Here is a 13,391-nt window from a genome sequence, read left to right as displayed (position 1 = left end):
GGACCGGTAGCCGACACTCAGACGTTGCGCAAGAAGCCAAGCGCCATTATGCCGGAGCGGTAAGAGCCCGTTGGGAAACTCCAATCCTACGGTCATCTGACGGCGTTTCCCGCGCTTCCGGTGCTCACGTACTCGACTGTACGCACGGCTCCGGTTCTCGACAACGCCGCCGAATGACTGACAGGAGCGATCTCGCAACGCGCTCCACAGCACGGGTTGGGCGGCTTGGCGGAACCGATCGTCGATCATGAAACCGAAAAGCTGGACATGGCGACGAGATCGCGCGGCATAAACCGCCGCAGTCTCAGGCGCTGGGTCCGGCGCGGCATTGTCGTGGCCGCCGTGCTGGCGCTTATCCCGGCGGTGCTGACATTCCTCTATCTGCCGCCCTTCGTGCACCCGGTCTCGACATTGATGCTGAAGGACCTGGCGACCTTCTCCGGCTATGACCGGCGCTGGGTGTCGATCGACGATGTGGCGCCGGTGCTGGCCCATTCCGTCATCATGTCGGAGGACGGACAGTTCTGCTTCCATCGCGGCGTCGATCTCGGCGAACTCAGGGGCGTCGTCGACGATGCGCTGGCTGGCGAGGCGACGCGCGGGGCCTCGACCATTACCATGCAGACGGTGAAGAACCTGTTCCTGTGGTCGCGGCCGCTGGGCTCGGTGCGCAAGGTCGTCGAACTGCCGCTGGCCGTCTATTTCGACGCCGTGATGTCGAAACGGCGCATCATGGAAATCTATCTCAACATCGCCGAATGGGGGCCGGGCATCTATGGAATCGAGGCGGCGGCGCAGCATCATTTCGGCATTCCGGCAAAGCAGTTGTCCAGACGGCAGGCGGCACTGCTGGCCGTCACCTTGCCCAATCCGATCGCCCGCAATCCGGCAAAGCCGGGGCCGGGCCTTCGGAGACTCGCCAATCTGATCGAGCGGCGTGCCGGCCGTTCCGGCGCTTATGTCGGCTGTCTCGAGTAGCCGACTCAAAAAAATTCACCGCAGTGCTGGCCAAAACGATGTCAGGCGTGTATAGGCACCCGACTTTCTCAGATTTAGGCCCCGACATGGCCCTTTCACGAGGGCGGGCGGGGCTTTTGACCATGTAGTGGAGCATATCCATGGCCGTTCCGAAACGCAAAACCTCTCCGTCCAAGCGCGGCATGCGCCGCTCGGCCGACGCCCTCAAGGCCCCGACCTATGTTGAGGACAAGAATTCCGGCGAAATGCGCCGCCCGCACCACATCGACCTGAAGACCGGCATGTATCGCGGTCGCCAGGTGCTGACGCCCAAGGAAAGCTGAGACAAGCTTTTTAAGGTTTGAGTTGCAAAAGACCGGCCTCTGGCCGGTCTTTTTGCGTTTGGTCGGCAAGGGACGTCTCGTCGGCACGGACATCGTCGAGATCGCGCCGGCACGCGATATCGCCTCGACGACGCGGGCCATATCTCTTCAATGTCATCGGTGCCGCCGTGCGCGCCGGCTATTTCAGGTGTCGAAGTCTCTGTCGGCTGCTCCCATGTCGGCCGGGCAACCGGCTGACATGGTTGTTGCATCCGGTCTTCGACCGTGTTTGCGGCCGCGCACGAAAAATCTTGACGGCATGCCTGTGGCGCATTCTACAGAAGGTGCCCCCATATGGAGACGCCAGATGTTCGGTGCCGTCCCGCTTTTGATCGTGCCTTTCGTGCTCTACAATCTCGGCCTGCTCGGGATATTCGGCGGCGGTGACGATCCGTGGGCGAGCGAGGTCTTCTCGTTCCGCATGATGTCGGGCGGGGTATTCTCGATGACGCTCGGCGACCTGATGGTGCTGATCGGGCTGATCTTCCTGTTCCTCGAAATGGTGAAGTCGGCGCGCACGACCACCGCCTCGATCATGGACCATCTTCTCTCGACGCTGGTCTTCGTCGCCTTCCTGGTCGAGTTCCTGCTGGTCAAGGGCGCCGCGCACTCGATCTTCTTCACGCTGACGATCATCGCGCTGTTCGATGTGCTGGCCGGATTCGCGGTTTCGATGCGATCAGCCAGCCGGGACATCAATTTGAATTGAGGCTCAGCCCGGATCGGCGGTGAAGCCGGCGGCCTCGATGCCAGCGATGGCCGCTGCCTCGTCATTGTCGGATGTGTCGCCGGAAATGCCGACGGCGCCAAGGACGGTGCCGGCCTTGTCGCGGATCAGGACGCCGCCGACCACCGGCAGCACGCGTCCACCCGACACGTCGGAGATGCCAGCGATGAGATGCGGGCGCTCCTTGGCGAAGGCCTCGACACGGCGCGAGCCCATGCCGATGGCCAGCGCGCCATAGGCCTTGCCGGCCGACATTTGCGGGCGCAGGAACGAGGCGCCGTCCTGGCGCTGGAAGGCGACCAGGTGTCCTCCGGCATCGAGCACGGAGACGCCCAGCGGTTTGAACTTGAGGTCGGCGCCCTTGGCGAAGGCGGCGTCGATGATCTCAATGGCTTTTTCGAGCGGCAGCGCGGTCATGGCAGTCTCCTGTTTGAAATGGACAATCATCGGCGACCGGCCGGACGACGCAATCCCGGTTTGGGTTGAAAATGCTTCTTGCGAGAAGGCGGGATGAAGGACTGCCCTATCTGGACGGCGCCGATGCCGTGATCTCAATGCAGTCGACGGCCACTGGCTCAAGGCCATTGGCGAGGCAGCCGGGGAAGTGCGTGTTACTTTTTCTTGGCGCGCGCGGGCTTCTTTGCGGGCACTGCCGGTGTGTTGGCAAGATCTTCGGCTTCCTTGGCGAGCCGCAGCGCCCTCAGCTTGTCGGTCTTGGCCTTGCGCGCGTCACTCTCCGCGGCGTATTCCGCCATCGCTTTCTGGCGGACTGTCGCCGCCTCTTCCTGCTTCTTGAAGCGCAGATCGGCGCGCGCGCGGGCAGTATCCCTAGAGTTCTCAACCAAGAGCCTTATCCAATCCCGTCACGTGTGATTTTCCATAGTTGTAGCAGAGCCGGCCTCTTAGCGGGGAAAATAGTTGGTCACGTGGTCGGGCCGGCGCTGAGAGCCTTGCTGGCAACCACGGCTTCATAGGCGGCCCGCAGCGTCGCGCGGACAGAAGGGCCGGACGGTGTGTCGAGCGGCGTGCCGAGATGCTCGTGGCGCAGTTCGTCCATGAATTTCTCCCACATCGGCGGTCCGCCCTTTTCCAGAAGCTCGGCGCGCATCGAGAGTTCATCGCTGGTCGGCAGCCAGACCCGACCCCAGGCGCCGAGATGGGCCAGGATCGGCACCAGCGTGATGGCCATCTCGGTCAGGCTGTAGATCGCCTTCTGCTTGTGGCTGGGGTCGTCGGCCTTGGTCAGCATGCCAAGCTCCATCAGTCGCTTCAGGCGGTCGGCGAGGATGTTGGAGGCGATGCCTTCCATCGATCCGTTGAGCAGTTCGCGAAAATGGCGCCTGCCGCCGAAAATCATGTCGCGAAGGATGATCAGGCTCCAGCGGTCGCCGAACACTTCCAGCGACAGGTTGATCGGGCAGCCGGACCGGCGATCGAGGCTCATTCGATTCTCTCCGCAAAACCAGTTGCATTATCGTATCAGTTTTATTATCGTGCAACTGATTTCAAAATGCAATCAGTATGGGAGGATCTAAATGACTGCGATCGATCGCCCCGAGATCGTATCGGAAGCCTTCGGCGACCGTGAAAATCCCGCGCTGCTCCTGATCATGGGCGCAATGGCTTCGATGCTGTGGTGGCCGGAGGCCTTTTGCCGGAAGCTCGCGGGTGCCGGGCTCTACGTGATCCGCTATGACAATCGCGATACCGGCCGCTCGACCAAATATCCGCCGGGCGCGCCGCCCTACACATTCGACGACATGGCGGACGATGCGATTGGTGTGCTCGACAGCCACGGCATCGGCGAGGCCCATGTCGCCGGCATGTCGATGGGCGGTATGATCGCGCAGCTTGCGGCGCTCAAGCATCCCTCCCGCGTCGCGTCGCTGACCACGATCAGCAGCTCGCCGATGGGAATGGACACCTCGCATCTGCCGCGGCCGAGCGATGCCTATACCGAGCATTCGGCCGAGGGCGCCGATGTCGACTGGTCGGACCGCCGCCAGGTGATCGACTTCATGGTCAGGGATGCCAGGGCGATCGCCAGCGTTGCGCATCCCTTCGATGCGGCCCGGACGCGCGCTTTCATCGAACAGGATTATATCAGGTCCGGCGGGTTCCTGAGGGCAACCAATCATTTCCTGCTCAAGGGCACCGACCGATGGAATGGCCGCCTGCACGAGATGAGGGCGCCGCTGCTGGTCATTCACGGCACGGCGGATCCGATCTTTCCGATCGAGCACGGCGAGGCGCTGGCAGGGGCGGTCGCCGGTGCGAAACTCCTTCGTGTCGAAGGCGGCGGCCATGAGCTGCATCCGGACGACTGGACGAAGATATCGGCGGCAATCGTCGCCCACGTCCACGCCAACCGAGGCGGCGGCAGGTCTTGACGGACGAAGTTCGCCGCAATAGTTAAGTAAATGCTTCAGTGTTGATCCGGCGAAAGCGCCGGCCGGCCACCGATGAACCGGAAACAGACGAGTAAAGAATGTCCCTGACGCTGCATTTCCATCCCCTGGCCTCTTTCTGCTGGAAGCCGTTGATCGCGCTCTACGAGAACGCCACGCCTTTCGTGCCGGTCATCGTCGATCTCGGCGACGAGCAATCGCGCGCGGCCTTCCTGAAAATTTCGCCGACCGGCAAGATGCCGGCGCTGCGCGACGATGCGCGCGACCGCACGGTGCTGGAATCGACCATCGTCGTCGAATATCTGGCCGCGCACTATCCAGGGCCGGTCGAGCTCGTTCCGGCCGACATCGATCTGGCGCTGGCCGTCCGCCAGGCCGACCGCTTCTATGATTTCTATGTGCAGGAGCCGATGCAGAAGATCGTCGGCGATCGGTTGCGGCCGCTGGACAAGACCGATCCGTTCGGCGTCGAGCAGGCGCGCGGTCAATTGCGCAACTCCTACGCCATCATCGAGCAGGAGATGCGGTCGAAGACCTGGGCGATGGGCGACACCTTTACAATGGCCGATTGCGCGGCTTCTCCCGCGCTCTTCTATGCCAACAAGGTCGAGCCGTTCGGCGACAAATATCCTGCCGTCAAGCGCTACCATGACCGCCTGTTGCAGCGTCCCGCCTTCAGCAGGGTGATCGAGGAGGCGCAGCCCTACTTCAAATTCTTCCCCTACAACAACGGCTGACCGCGATGCTGCACGATCCCGCCCAGCTCGACCTGATGTTCCAGGCGCTCGCCGATCCGGCGCGGCGGCAGATGGTCGACCGGCTGTCGCGCGGCCCCGCCTCCGTCAGCCAACTGGCCGAGCCACTGGCGATGTCGCTGTCGGCCGTCGTCCAGCACCTCAATCTCCTGGAGGCGAGCGGCCTGGTGCGCACCCAAAAGGTTGGACGGGTGCGTACGTGCCAGATCGAGCCTCAGGCGCTGAGATCGGCAGAGCACTGGATCAATGAGCGTCGCCTCTCCTGGGAGCGCCGGCTGGATCGGCTCGGCGATTTCCTCGCGCAAACCAAGGACGAAAGCTGAAGGAGGAATGGCCATGTCCGCCAAAAGCAGAGCGGAATCGATCCGCTTTTATTTTGCCATCTACCAGGCAAATGAGCGTGATGTCGCCGAGACGGTACTGGCGGACGATTTCACGTTCACCAGCCCCTGTGACGATGCCATCGGCCGCGCGACCTATTTCGCCCGGTGCTGGCCGGACACTCGTTTCGCGGCGACCGGCTGCGCAGCGTCGAGGTCTATTTCGGCGCTGCCTATCGTGGCGGGGTCTGCATTCCACAGAACCAGTCGAGTTGACCAACGAGGACCCACTCCATGACCGAACGATCCGTTGTTCATTCCACCTTTGTCGTCGAGCGGAGCTACCCGGTGGCTCCGGCGAAAGTCTTCTCGGCGTTCAGCGATCCGGACGCCAAGCGGCACTGGTTCGTCGATCCCCACGACCCGACGCCCAGCCGCCACGAAATGGACTTCCGCGTCGGCGGCAAAGAGGTCAATGCCGGTTGTCCGAGCGATGGGCAGATGCATTTCTTCAACGCGGTCTATCAGGACATCGTGCCAGACCGGCGCATCGTCTACAGCTATGAGCTGCTGTTCGGCGAAACCCGCGTCTCGGTGTCGCTGGCGACAATCCAGTTCGTGGCGGAAGGCGGGGGCACGCGGCTTGTGATGACGGAGCAGGGTGTCTTCCTCGACGGCCACGACACGTCAGCCCCGCGCGAGCATGGAACGGGCGAATTGCTCGACGCGCTTGGCGCTTTCCTGGACGGGCAAGCCTGATTTTCGAGGTGCGTTGCTGATCAGGCGATGTGGATCAGGCTTCCCAGAACTGATCGAGCCAGATGTTGAGCTTCAGGAAGCCGGCGTTGCTTACCGTGTAGACCCGCCGCGTACCTTCAGCCTTGGCGTTGACCAGTCCGGCATCGAGCAGCACTTTCAGATGCTGTGATACGGCCGGGCGCGAGACTGGTAGCCCAGCCGCCAATTCGTTGACGGTCTTCGGACCGCGTCGAAGTTCTTCCAGAAGATGGCGCCGATTGGGGTCGGCGATCGCCATGAAGGCGTCGGAAAACATCATGCCTCATTTGTGAGGCAAAGTTTTTCAAATCTCAACTGCTTGCTTCTGCTTTTCTTCTTGGATCGAGCCGCAATGCTTCCGGGGTCACGGAGCGGTCTGCCGGTTGCGTCTTGAAGGCGTCGCGATCCTCGATCGGCACCGGAGCGCGGCGGCTGATGCGCAGCAGGGTATAGCCGGCCAGAGACAAATGCGCGAAGGCGGTGGCCAGGAACAGGCCCTCCGGTCGCATCCAGCCCATCAGCGCTGCCGCCAGCAAGGGACCAATCATGGTGCCGAAACCATAGAGCAGCAGCAGGCCGCCCGAGACCTTGACGAAATCCTCGGCACTGGCGTGGTCGTTGGCATGCGCCACGGCGATCGAATAGAGCGTATAGGCGAAAGCGCCGTAGGCGGCAGTCAGCACGATGACGAAGCTGGCGGAGCGCGGCTCGAACAGGAAGATGAGAACCGCAACCAGCGCACCGCCGAAAGCGGCACCGGCCAGCACGAAACGCCGGTCGGTCTTGTCGGACAGGCGCCCGGCCGGAAGCTGCATGGCGGCGCCGGCAACCACCACCAGGCTCATCATCAAGGCGATCTCGGCGGTGGAGATGCCGATGCGGGCGCCATAAACCGCGCCAAGCGTGCCCCAGGCGCCGTTGGCGATGCCGATCAGCAGGCAGGCGATCGCCGACACGGGCGAATTCGCATAGAGGCTTTTGACGTCCAACTTGACGTCCTGCAATGGCTTGGGGGACGATGCCGTCGACACTGCGGTCGGGATCAGCGACAGGCAGAACAGGATGCCGGTGATCATGAACAGCGAAGCCGATTTCACGTCGCCGCCGGCGACGATCATCTGCCCGCCCATGATCGAGGCGTAGGTGACCATCATATAGAGGCCGAAGACGGTGCCGCGGTTCTCGTTGGTGGCTTTCTCGTTCAGCCAGCTCTCGATGACCATGAAGGCGCCGGCCATGGTGAAGCCGGTGAAGGCGCGCAGCAGGATCCAGATAGATTCATTGATGACGAGGCCAGTCAGTAGCGCAATGATCGCGCCCGCCGCGGCGAAGGCGCCAAACGCCCTGACATGGCCTGCACGGCGCACCAGGCGCGGTGCGAAGAAACAGCCGGTGACGAAGCCGCCGGCCCAGGCCGTGCCCATCAGGCCGAGCGAGGCAGTCGAGAAGCCTTCCACTTGGCCGCGCAGCGGCAAAAGCAGGCCGTGCAGGCCGGATGCCGCCAGCAGGAATGCGGTGCCGCGAAGCAGGGAAAGGATCGGTCTGTAGGTTGCGAGCATTTTTTGATCCGGCTGGACTCTGGGAGGGAGGCAGGTCTGAAGACAGTCCCATTCGGGCTTTTCGGCGGCGGACCTTCGACCTGCAGCCTATCCGCGGCGGAACAGCGCCTCAGCGGCTGATTTGGTGCTGTCCTTTGCCTTGAGTTCGGCCTCGAGCCGGGCGATCTCGTCGCGCAGGATGCCGATGCGCTCTGACAGTTCGCCGGCGGAAAGCAATGCCAGGTCCTGCCCGATCTCGTGCGGGCGCGCCTTCTTCCTGGGTTCGTCGTCGAAGATCGCCATCGTCGCTCCTCCCTTGCTCACGCCAGATTGGCCATTTGCCTGATTTGGCAATGAGCATACATAGGGCAGGGACGTCGATGCAAACAGCCGATCGAAAAGCGGCGAGGAAGACGGGAAATACTATGGCGAGCGGACAGACAATTCCGGCGAAGATGACGGCCATCACGATCTCGGAGCCGGGCGGCCCACGGGTGTTGAAACCGGAAACGCGCGAGGTGCCGCAGCCCGGCCCCGGCGAAGTCCTGATCAAGGTGCATGCCGCCGGCGTCAACCGGCCCGATGTGCAGCAGCGCAAGGGCGCCTATCCGCCTCCGCCGGGAGCATCGGATCTGCCGGGCCTCGAAGTGTCGGGCGAAGTGGCGGCCCTTGGCGACGGGATATCGCGCTGGCGCATCGGCGACCGGGTCTGCGCCCTTACCCCCGGTGGCGGCTACGCCGAATATGTCAAGGTTCACTCCGGCAGCGTGCTGCCACTGCCGGCCGGCTTCACCCACACGGAAGCGGCCGCTGTGCCGGAAAACTATTTTACCGTCTGGCACAATGTGTTCGAACGCGGCGGCCTGAAGAAAGGCGAGACGCTGCTGGTGCATGGCGGCTCGTCCGGCATCGGCACGACGGCGATCCAGCTTGCCTCGGCCTTCGGCGCTTATGTCATCACCACCGCCGGCAGCAAGGAGAAGTGCGACGCCTGCCTGAAGATCGGTGCCGACCGCGCGATCAACTACCGGGAGGAGGATTTTGTCTCGGCGGTGAAAGGGGCGACAGGCGGCAAGGGCGCCAATGTCATCCTCGACATGGTCGGCGGCGACTATGTCCAGCGAAACTACGAGGCCGCGGCCGTCGAGGGCCGTATCGTCCAGATCGCCGTTCAGGCCGGCGCAATGGCGACCGCCGACTTTTCCAAGATCATGGTCAAGCGGCTGACCCATACGGGGTCGACGCTGAGGCCGCGCACCGTCGAATTCAAGGCGGCGATCGCAGCGGCGCTGGAAGCGCAGGTCTGGCCGTTGCTCGGCACCCGCAAGGTTGCTCCCGTCATGGATATGATCTTCCCGCTTACCGATGCCTGGCGGGCGCATGAGCGGATCGAGGAGGGCGATCATATCGGCAAGATCGTGCTCGACGTCGGCTAGGACGCATCGATCCAGGCGAGGCCGGCCTCCAAACGGCAGTCTCCCGTGCTTCCGGCGTTCAGGTACTTTTAGGACGCTGCGCTCAAGGTTCTCGGAGCCTGCCGTTTTCGACTCGGGCCTGACCTGAATCGGGACGCGTTCTCGGCGTTTCGTCCTTGCTTACAAAGTGAACAGAAGCTTAATGCTGCAATGCAGCATTTGCATCATTGCTATGCAAAATCGGCCGTTCAAGTCCTGATCGATGATGACTATCTGTGCAGCATCGAAACGAACACCCCATTTGGAGGACTATCATGAACCCGATCCGCGCTTTCCGTAACTGGCGCATGTACAACGAGACCGTGCGCGAACTGAACCGTCTCAACGCACGTCAGCTCAGCGACCTCGGCATCAACCGCGCCGACATCGAAAGGATCGCCCGTCAGGCGATCTGATTTCAAGCGTGACCCGGCCGCAGGGCCGGTCTCATGCCGGGAAGTAGAGCTGTCGCAGACGTTTGTCGTCTCCGGTTCCGAGCCCGCTGGACATCGTCCAGCGGGTTTGTTTTTTGCGAATGGCTGTTCCAGTGGGCCTTTGTCCATGCGCGGCAATACCTGAATCCCTGGTCCGGTTCATTGTGTTCCGGCTGCCGCTCACAGGCTGCCACCCTAATCCCTCACATCCTGCCGCTGCGCCGTTCGGCGGGCTGTTCGACCTGGCGCCAGCCGCGGCGCGCTGGCTTCGGCTCTTTTGCGGGGCGAGCCCTGATGGAGGCCGCGGCAAGCGCCAACATCACCAAAAGGCCGGCGAACCTTTCTCGAACGCATATTCGCCAAGACCGGAACGCGCCAGCAGAGCCAGCTTGTCGCGCTTCTCAAGAGCGCGGAGCGATCCCGGTAGCCGCTCGGTTGTGGTTTCAGGTGGGTGCATCCAAAAACGTTGCGAAACAGCAAGGGAACGGTTATACAAGCCGCGAATTTCCCATTTTGGTGGCTCTAAACCACCGCCCGCGCGGGAACGCGGGCGAACGAGAAGGATTTTTTAAAATGGCCAATACGCTGCTGATGCCCAAGGCGACCGCCGTCTGGCTGGTCGACAACACCGCGCTCTCCTTCGAGCAGATCGCGCAATTCTGCGGGCTGCATCCGCTCGAGGTCAAGGCGATCGCCGACGGTGAGTCGGCGCAAGGCATCAAGGGCATGGATCCGATCATGACCGGCCAGCTGACCCGCGACGAGATCGCGCGCGCCGAGAAGGATCCGAACCACCGGCTGAAGCTTTCCGACCCCAAGGTGCGGGTGCCCGAATCCAAGCGCAAGGGGCCGCGCTACACGCCGCTTTCGAAGCGTCAGGACCGGCCGAACGCCATCCTGTGGCTGGTGCGCAACCATCCCGAACTCAAGGACGCGCAGATTTCGCGCCTCGTCGGCACGACCAAGTCGACGATCGAGCAGATCCGCGAACGCAAGCACTGGAACTCGGCCAATCTGCAACCGATGGACCCGGTTACGCTGGGTCTCGCCTCGCAGATCGACCTCGACATGGAAGTCAACCGCGCCTCGCGCGGCCGCGAACAGGCGCAGCCGGTCGGCGACACGCTTTTGCCGGCGGCTCTGACCGAGCGGCTGGTGCCGGCTCCAGAAAAGCCGAAGGACGAGGATGCCGAGCTTGACGCCAATGCCGTGTTCGCCAAGCTCTCGGCGCTGAAGTCCAAGAACGAGGACACCGACGACGAATAGGATTGCGATAGACCAATGAAAAAAGCCCGCTTCGCGCGGGCTTTTTTATTGGGATCCTTTTCTCAGCTTCGCGCCGCACGGTCCGGCGCCATGCCGTAGTCCTCGCTGCGCTCCACCGCGCGGTAGAAATCGGCAAGCTGCTTGCCGCGCTCCGGCTTGAAGATGCGGCCGGCGATGACCACCGAGGCGATGCGGTCGATGCGGAAGGCGCGGAAATCGTCGCGCATCTCGCACCAAGCGACCAGCGTCCACACCTTGCCCCAGAACCACAGGCCGAGTGGCCTGATGTCGCGCGCGGTGCCGCGGCCGGCCTCGTCGCAATAGTCGATGGTCAGCACCTGGCGCTTCTCGACCGCCCGCTCGATCAGGTCGATCGCCTCGCGGGCGGCGTCGCTGACGACCCACATCGGGGTGTGGATCTCGGTGCGGGCGATGCGGTCCTTCTCGGCGTCGGGCAACACGGCGCCGATCTTGACCAGCGCCTCGTCGGCGGCCCGCGCCATGGCGGCGCCGCCAAAGGCGCGCACCATGCGCGCGCCGGCGACCAGCGCCACGATCTCGTCACGCGTGAACATCAGCGGCGGAAGGTCGAACCCCTCCCTCATCATGTAGCCAACGCCAGCCTCGCCGTCGATCGGCACCCCGGTCGACTGCAGGTCGGCAATGTCGCGGTAGATCGTTCGCTCGGAAACCTCGAGCCACGTGCCGAGCTTCTGCGCGGTGACCAGACGGCCACCACGCAGATGCTGCACGATCTGAAAGAGCCTGTCGGCGCGGCGCATCGTGTCGTCCCTCGGTGTTGTTTCCAGAGCGGCTTACCGTTTCACCGAAATGGCGAACCGCTCCATCTCTCTGTTTCGAAGCAATTCCGGGCGGAAGACAGGAGCACACTCTTCCTGGAATTGCTCTAGGCATGCCGCTGTCCCAGCCCGGCGCCCACCCTGGGGCGGCATGCATTATGGTTTCAGCCCTTCGCGCTTGCGCTGCGCGGCGACGAATTCCGCGCCAAAAGACAATTTCCTCGTTGTCGGCGCCGTCGCATCGAGCACGCGCCAGAAGGGTGCGATGTCATCAAGCGTCATGCCGCGCCCGAGATCCTCGTTGGCTGCTTCGGCGACTGTGCGCAGATGATAGCCTATCGTGGCCGGGCATGTCACTTCAGCGCCATGTTCGATGGCGAGCGCGGTGCGCAAAGCGCGGACATCCATGCCAATGCCTGCGGGAATCGAGCGGATGAAATCGTCGACCTGCCGCGCGGTCGGCACCAGCATCGGCTGGCCCTCGATGACGTCTCCCATGGCGCGGGGCGTCGGTTTCACGCCGTTGATGCCAGGCGTGTTCAGCCTGTCGTTCCAGCTCTTCATCGATCGTCCTCTCGGCCGGCCATGCGCATTATGTCACCATCGCACGCACCTCCTGACAGCATAGTGTCAGGATGCTTCCGCGTACTCCTTCATGAACAGCGTCCGCATCTGCGCGAGATCGCCGCCTTTGCCGGGATAGAGAGCCTGCAGAAAAGCAAGGGCGAAGGTGCCGGGCGCCGAACCCGGCGCGGAAACGATTTTGCCGTCGGCCACGGCGTGCGGCACGTCCTGATAATTGTTATCGCCAGCATAGCCGGCTTCGTGGCGATTGATCCAGTCACGGCCATTGCTGGTATGCTTGGCATTCTCGAAGAGGCCAGCCCGGGCCAGCGCCAATGTTCCGGCGCAGATACCGCCGACCACACCGCCGCGCGACGCGACGCTGGTGAGCAGTTCGGCGGCATCCGGCGGTTCCTTGCCAGCCCACTGATCCGAGCCGATGACGGCAACCGCATCAAGATCGATGTTTTCATCGGCTTTCGCCGAGCGGTCCGGCTCCAACCGAAAACCGCTAATTCCCGTCACCGGCTTGTTACCCGGCGTCAGCGACACAGCGCGAGCGCCAAACCATTCCACCGCCGAGGCCGCCAAGAGCCCATATTCCCAGTCGGCGAAACCTTCGATGAAAAGGAAGCCGATAGTCTTCCGATCGGGCATGCGCTCGCTCCATCCCTTGCGCGCCGGGCTCTATTTCAGGCGTGCCGTGCCTGTAAAAACGGGCCACCTTTGGATGGCACGCGTTGATATCTGGGCGTTGACTCGTCCGCGTCCAACAGTCGCCTCGAAAATTTTGTCTCAATTGCCGCGAAGGCGACGGTCGGCATACATGTCCGGCCAGCCGATATCCTTGCGAATGTCGGCGGGGAGCGAATTCATAAAGCGCTGCGTGCGGATTTCATTGCGCATCGTGCGCACCTTGCCGACATAGTGCTGCATGCCGCGCAGAATGGTAAAACCGTTCATGGCTATTCTCCTCTCTCTGACTGGAGGCAGTATCGCACACCCCTC

Annotated in this window: 22 protein-coding genes; 11 read left to right on the top strand and 11 right to left on the bottom strand. The window is 62.8% G+C overall.

What is annotated here, in order from left to right; all coding sequences use genetic code 11:
* Positions 1-216: 216 nt before the first annotated feature.
* The 3 genes from FJW03_RS21415 (at position 217) to FJW03_RS21405 (ending at position 2,049) form a co-directional block, all read left to right on the top strand.
* On the top strand, positions 217-978 hold the full coding sequence (locus FJW03_RS21415) for a biosynthetic peptidoglycan transglycosylase (RefSeq protein WP_140608163.1): 762 nt from the start codon (positions 217-219) through the stop codon (positions 976-978).
* 140 nt (positions 979-1,118) lie between these two features.
* On the top strand, positions 1,119-1,301 hold the full coding sequence (gene rpmF / locus FJW03_RS21410) for a 50S ribosomal protein L32 (RefSeq protein ID WP_008834724.1): 183 nt from the start codon (positions 1,119-1,121) through the stop codon (positions 1,299-1,301).
* A 346-nt stretch (positions 1,302-1,647) separates the two neighbouring features.
* Positions 1,648-2,049, top strand: a complete 402-nt coding sequence (locus FJW03_RS21405; RefSeq protein WP_140608161.1) for a hypothetical protein — start codon at positions 1,648-1,650, stop codon at positions 2,047-2,049.
* A 3-nt stretch (positions 2,050-2,052) separates the two neighbouring features.
* On the opposite strand, the gene FJW03_RS21400 is transcribed toward FJW03_RS21405, so the two are convergent.
* From FJW03_RS21400 to FJW03_RS21390, 3 genes are all read right to left on the bottom strand, one after another.
* Positions 2,053-2,484 carry a GlcG/HbpS family heme-binding protein gene (locus FJW03_RS21400; protein WP_140608159.1) on the bottom strand — a complete coding sequence of 144 codons (432 nt, stop codon included), beginning with the start codon at positions 2,482-2,484 and terminating at the stop codon, positions 2,053-2,055.
* Positions 2,485-2,678: 194 nt separating this feature from the next.
* Positions 2,679-2,912, bottom strand: coding sequence for a hypothetical protein (locus FJW03_RS21395; protein ID WP_140608157.1), 234 nt, complete (start codon positions 2,910-2,912; stop codon positions 2,679-2,681).
* A 77-nt stretch (positions 2,913-2,989) separates the two neighbouring features.
* The gene (locus FJW03_RS21390; protein WP_140760861.1) at positions 2,990-3,511 is read right to left on the bottom strand and encodes a winged helix-turn-helix transcriptional regulator; all 522 of its coding nucleotides are present in this window, start codon (positions 3,509-3,511) and stop codon (positions 2,990-2,992) included.
* 91 nt (positions 3,512-3,602) lie between these two features.
* On the opposite strand from FJW03_RS21390, the gene FJW03_RS21385 reads away from it, so the two are divergent.
* The 5 genes from FJW03_RS21385 (at position 3,603) to FJW03_RS21365 (ending at position 6,309) form a co-directional block, all read left to right on the top strand.
* Positions 3,603-4,457, top strand: coding sequence for an alpha/beta fold hydrolase (locus tag FJW03_RS21385; protein ID WP_140608153.1), 855 nt, complete (start codon positions 3,603-3,605; stop codon positions 4,455-4,457).
* Between the two features lie 98 nt (positions 4,458-4,555).
* Positions 4,556-5,212, top strand: coding sequence for a glutathione S-transferase family protein (locus FJW03_RS21380; protein ID WP_140608151.1), 657 nt, complete (start codon positions 4,556-4,558; stop codon positions 5,210-5,212).
* A 5-nt stretch (positions 5,213-5,217) separates the two neighbouring features.
* Positions 5,218-5,553, top strand: a complete 336-nt coding sequence (locus tag FJW03_RS21375; protein ID WP_140608149.1) for an ArsR/SmtB family transcription factor — start codon at positions 5,218-5,220, stop codon at positions 5,551-5,553.
* A gap of 13 nt (positions 5,554-5,566) precedes the next feature.
* On the top strand, positions 5,567-5,848 hold the full coding sequence (locus tag FJW03_RS21370) for a hypothetical protein (RefSeq protein WP_226890426.1): 282 nt from the start codon (positions 5,567-5,569) through the stop codon (positions 5,846-5,848).
* Positions 5,845-6,309, top strand: a complete 465-nt coding sequence (locus FJW03_RS21365; protein ID WP_140608147.1) for an SRPBCC family protein — start codon at positions 5,845-5,847, stop codon at positions 6,307-6,309. Before FJW03_RS21370 ends, FJW03_RS21365 begins: the two co-directional genes overlap by 4 nt.
* 34 nt (positions 6,310-6,343) lie before the next feature.
* Here FJW03_RS21365 and FJW03_RS21360 read toward each other — a convergent pair whose 3' ends face one another.
* The 3 genes from FJW03_RS21360 to FJW03_RS21350 all read right to left on the bottom strand — a co-directional run bounded on the left by FJW03_RS21360 (position 6,344) and on the right by FJW03_RS21350 (position 8,168).
* A complete protein-coding gene (locus FJW03_RS21360; protein WP_027031521.1) occupies positions 6,344-6,607 on the bottom strand; it encodes an ArsR/SmtB family transcription factor in 264 nt (87 codons plus the stop codon).
* A 31-nt stretch (positions 6,608-6,638) separates the two neighbouring features.
* Positions 6,639-7,886: an MFS transporter gene (locus FJW03_RS21355; protein ID WP_140608145.1), complete on the bottom strand. Its 1,248-nt coding sequence runs from the start codon at positions 7,884-7,886 to the stop codon at positions 6,639-6,641.
* A gap of 87 nt (positions 7,887-7,973) precedes the next feature.
* Positions 7,974-8,168 carry a DUF1192 domain-containing protein gene (locus tag FJW03_RS21350; RefSeq protein WP_140608142.1) on the bottom strand — a complete coding sequence of 65 codons (195 nt, stop codon included), beginning with the start codon at positions 8,166-8,168 and terminating at the stop codon, positions 7,974-7,976.
* Positions 8,169-8,290: 122 nt separating this feature from the next.
* Between FJW03_RS21350 and FJW03_RS21345 the strand changes: the two genes are divergently transcribed.
* Both FJW03_RS21345 and FJW03_RS21340 read left to right on the top strand, forming a co-directional pair.
* Positions 8,291-9,301, top strand: a complete 1,011-nt coding sequence (locus FJW03_RS21345) for an NAD(P)H-quinone oxidoreductase (RefSeq protein ID WP_140608140.1) — start codon at positions 8,291-8,293, stop codon at positions 9,299-9,301.
* Between the two features lie 293 nt (positions 9,302-9,594).
* A complete protein-coding gene (locus FJW03_RS21340) occupies positions 9,595-9,735 on the top strand; it encodes a DUF1127 domain-containing protein (RefSeq protein WP_064987068.1) in 141 nt (46 codons plus the stop codon).
* Between the two features lie 337 nt (positions 9,736-10,072).
* On the opposite strand, the gene FJW03_RS21335 is transcribed toward FJW03_RS21340, so the two are convergent.
* Positions 10,073-10,249, bottom strand: coding sequence for a hypothetical protein (locus FJW03_RS21335; RefSeq protein WP_181165541.1), 177 nt, complete (start codon positions 10,247-10,249; stop codon positions 10,073-10,075).
* Between the two features lie 77 nt (positions 10,250-10,326).
* On the opposite strand from FJW03_RS21335, the gene FJW03_RS21330 reads away from it, so the two are divergent.
* The gene (locus FJW03_RS21330) at positions 10,327-11,019 is read left to right on the top strand and encodes a DUF1013 domain-containing protein (RefSeq protein WP_140608138.1); all 693 of its coding nucleotides are present in this window, start codon (positions 10,327-10,329) and stop codon (positions 11,017-11,019) included.
* A gap of 62 nt (positions 11,020-11,081) precedes the next feature.
* Here the strand turns inward: FJW03_RS21330 and FJW03_RS21325 are convergent, their stop codons facing one another.
* The 4 genes from FJW03_RS21325 to FJW03_RS21310 all read right to left on the bottom strand — a co-directional run bounded on the left by FJW03_RS21325 (position 11,082) and on the right by FJW03_RS21310 (position 13,346).
* Positions 11,082-11,801, bottom strand: coding sequence for a helix-turn-helix transcriptional regulator (locus FJW03_RS21325; RefSeq protein ID WP_140760859.1), 720 nt, complete (start codon positions 11,799-11,801; stop codon positions 11,082-11,084).
* Positions 11,802-11,975: 174 nt separating this feature from the next.
* Entirely contained in the window at positions 11,976-12,383 is a 408-nt protein-coding gene (locus tag FJW03_RS21320) for a hypothetical protein (protein ID WP_140613534.1), read from the bottom strand.
* Between the two features lie 66 nt (positions 12,384-12,449).
* Complete coding sequence (locus FJW03_RS21315; protein WP_140760857.1) at positions 12,450-13,040, bottom strand: DJ-1/PfpI family protein; 591 nt, start codon at positions 13,038-13,040, stop codon at positions 12,450-12,452.
* Positions 13,041-13,178: 138 nt separating this feature from the next.
* A complete protein-coding gene (locus FJW03_RS21310) occupies positions 13,179-13,346 on the bottom strand; it encodes a hypothetical protein (RefSeq protein ID WP_140613532.1) in 168 nt (55 codons plus the stop codon).
* Positions 13,347-13,391: the final 45 nt, after the last annotated feature.

This window comes from Mesorhizobium sp. B4-1-4, from assembly GCF_006439395.2.
Classification (GTDB): domain Bacteria; phylum Pseudomonadota; class Alphaproteobacteria; order Rhizobiales; family Rhizobiaceae; genus Mesorhizobium.
This window is presented reverse-complemented; position numbering and strand designations above follow the sequence as displayed.